2 protein-coding genes are annotated in these 2,585 nt (G+C 37.4%); one reads left to right on the plus strand and one right to left on the minus strand.

The window, feature by feature from the left end; genetic code table 11:
* Positions 1–108: 108 nt before the first annotated feature.
* Positions 109–1,380, minus strand: a complete 1,272-nt coding sequence (locus ATN92_RS12455; RefSeq protein ID WP_056950652.1) for an ISL3 family transposase — start codon at positions 1,378–1,380, stop codon at positions 109–111.
* A 280-nt stretch (positions 1,381–1,660) separates the two neighbouring features.
* Between ATN92_RS12455 and ATN92_RS12460 the strand changes: the two genes are divergently transcribed.
* The gene (locus ATN92_RS12460) at positions 1,661–2,266 is read left to right on the plus strand and encodes a recombinase family protein (RefSeq protein WP_033615032.1); all 606 of its coding nucleotides are present in this window, start codon (positions 1,661–1,663) and stop codon (positions 2,264–2,266) included.
* Positions 2,267–2,585 lie beyond the last annotated feature (319 nt).

The following is a 2,585-nucleotide window of genomic DNA, read 5'->3' on the forward strand; positions in this document are numbered from 1 at the left end:
GTATTTCCATTCCAAAAGTACTAGGCTCTAATTTAAAAGGCTGTTCGTCAAATCAAGTTGATGGCGGTTCAAGTTAACAGTTAGACCATAAATGGTCTAGCTGTTTTTTTATTTGGCTGATGAGCTTGCTCGAAGCCAAAACATTTGAATATTTATACGTTCAGTAAAGTTGTTCCAACTACGATATCCATAGGCACTACTTTTTATCTTTTTTATTCTTCCAATGATTCCCTCTAAAAATCCGTTGGAATATTTAAGCTTCAGTGCATTTAATACTTGTTTACGATATTTTCTTAATGATGTCATTGTTTGATCCATAGCGGTATTGAGTGGATGATAATTGAGTAGTATCTGATTCATTGTATCAGTATTGCCTGTTCTAATAGCCTTTAAAATATCTTGATATACTTCGTAGGACTTGGCGAAACCTTCGTCCAAATCTAAACACTTTGTGATTAAATTTAGATCCGTTTCATAATAACCAACACTGTACTGATACTTAGGGTTTATCTTTTCGATGGAATCGAATGATTCCAAGAATTTTTTCCAATCTCTCTTCATGAACAAGTATTCTTTACTTCTTTTAGGCATTCGTTTCATTACCTGTATTCTAGTTGAATTGAGAGAACGATTCATCATCTGAACGATATGAAATCTATCAACAACGACTTTGGCCTTTGGAAACAACTTTGGTACTAAATTAATGTATCCGGCATTTAAATCCAAAGAAATAGTTTTTACCTGTCTTCTGACTTTCAAAGGAAATCGACTGAAGTATTTACTGATTTGATATGAAGTTCTTCTGGGCAAGATATCACCCGTACGATGATTATCGCTATCTAACCAAATAAAGCTCATTTTGTCAGTAGACATAAATTCATCAAATGCCATGTGCTTAGGAAGATGTTCAGGAAGTGATTTCTTGTGCATCTTGGCTTCTTCATCGATGATACGTTGAACGGTCTTATCGGAGACGTTAAAACGTCTGCCGATATCCTTCAATGATGTATTAAAAGCAGTTTCTGATAAGATCATTTGTCTAACAGGTTGTGCGATTTGACAATATTCCCAAACATAACTAGTTTTGGCTACAAAGATAGAGTTACAAGATTTACATTTATACTTTTGACGTTTCAGACTTATATACGTTGGACGTAATGATAATGATGGAACGACTATCATATTTTTATTAAATCCATTCTTAACTAAGTGGCCTGCAAGGCCACAGTTAAGACAACGGTCAATCTGTTTAGTTAGCATTGCAAAATAGACTAAGGACTTGATGCCATTAACTAACATAAATTTTGGGTCTTCAGTAAAGATAATATTCTCATCTTTCATTTCAAGAGCGTTTCGTATAGACTTATTACTTAGGGACATCATTCAAATTCCTTTCATTGTGAAGCTGTAGAGGGTAGAACATCTAAAGGTATGGATGGTGTCTTTTTGATGTTCTAAAATAGTTTTATTAATAAATGGTATACAAAAATAGAGTTGATGGCAAAATGCCTATCAACTCTATTTATCGTACAGCCATTTAAAAAGCCATTGATAATGGATCAAAAAGACCAATAGGGTATGCCCTATTGGTCTTTTTTATTTTTGTGCTATACTAGGAATTACAAGTGTTCATTAGAACTGTCCAAAAGGAGAATTGGAAATGGCTAAAATCGGTTATGCGCGTGTGAGTTCCAAGGAGCAACATTTAGATCGACAGTTAGCGGCTTTAAAAGACGTTGATAAATTATTTACGGATAAACTAAGTGGGGCGAATACTCAGCGGCCGGCTCTGCAAAAGCTGTTGACCTATATTCGCGATGGGGACATTGTCCTGGTCACGGAATTAGATCGCTTGGGACGGAATAATCAAGACCTAACTAAGATTATGAACACCATCCAAGCCAAGGGTGCTACCTTAGACGTCTTAAACTTACCCTCCATGACCGGAATAGCGGATCCCAACTTACGGCAACTGATGACCAACCTGATTATTGAACTCTATAAGTATCAAGCCGAAAGTGAACGGAAGCGGATTATTGATCGGCAGCAACAAGGCATTGCGCTAGCCAAACAACAGGGCAAGTATCATGGTCGCAGACCCCAATATACCCAAGACGATCCCCGCCTGCAGCATGCCTTTCAACTCTACCAAACCGGTATGAGTGACGCAGACATCGCCAGAACGACCGGCATTAAACGGACCACCTTTATTCGCTACCGGAAAAAGTATGGGGTTCAACGACCGGAACGATTCAAAAGTCATTAAGGGCGACTCCGGCAAGCTTTAGCCAGGGAATTTAAAATTTCATTTGCTCATTAACAGTTTGCTTTTGCTGGTAATTAAGAAGTAACGATTTAACCGCGACTTAATGACCTCAAAGCTTTAGTTATCTTGGTTGAAGGTGATGGGGCCAAATAACTTTCGAGTTAGGATACCTGCCGAAAATAAACTGATGATAATAATGATAATTTGGGCAATGCTGTCCTCTGACAAACTAGTATGAGACACAAAGGGCATTAGGAGAGCGTAAAATATCTTGTGTAAATGGTAGATTGTAAAATTAATCCGAACAGCGTTCGGATTA

It is taken from the genome of Companilactobacillus bobalius (genome assembly GCF_009764355.1).

Bases quoted from the DNA above. Each gene is read 5' to 3' on its own strand.
- ATN92_RS12455 (WP_056950652.1), bottom strand. From the start codon at position 1,380: ATGTCCCTAAGTAATAAGTCTATACGAAACGCTCTTGAAATGAAAGAT.
- ATN92_RS12460 (WP_033615032.1), top strand. From the start codon at position 1,661: ATGGCTAAAATCGGTTATGCGCGTGTGAGTTCCAAGGAGCAACATTTA.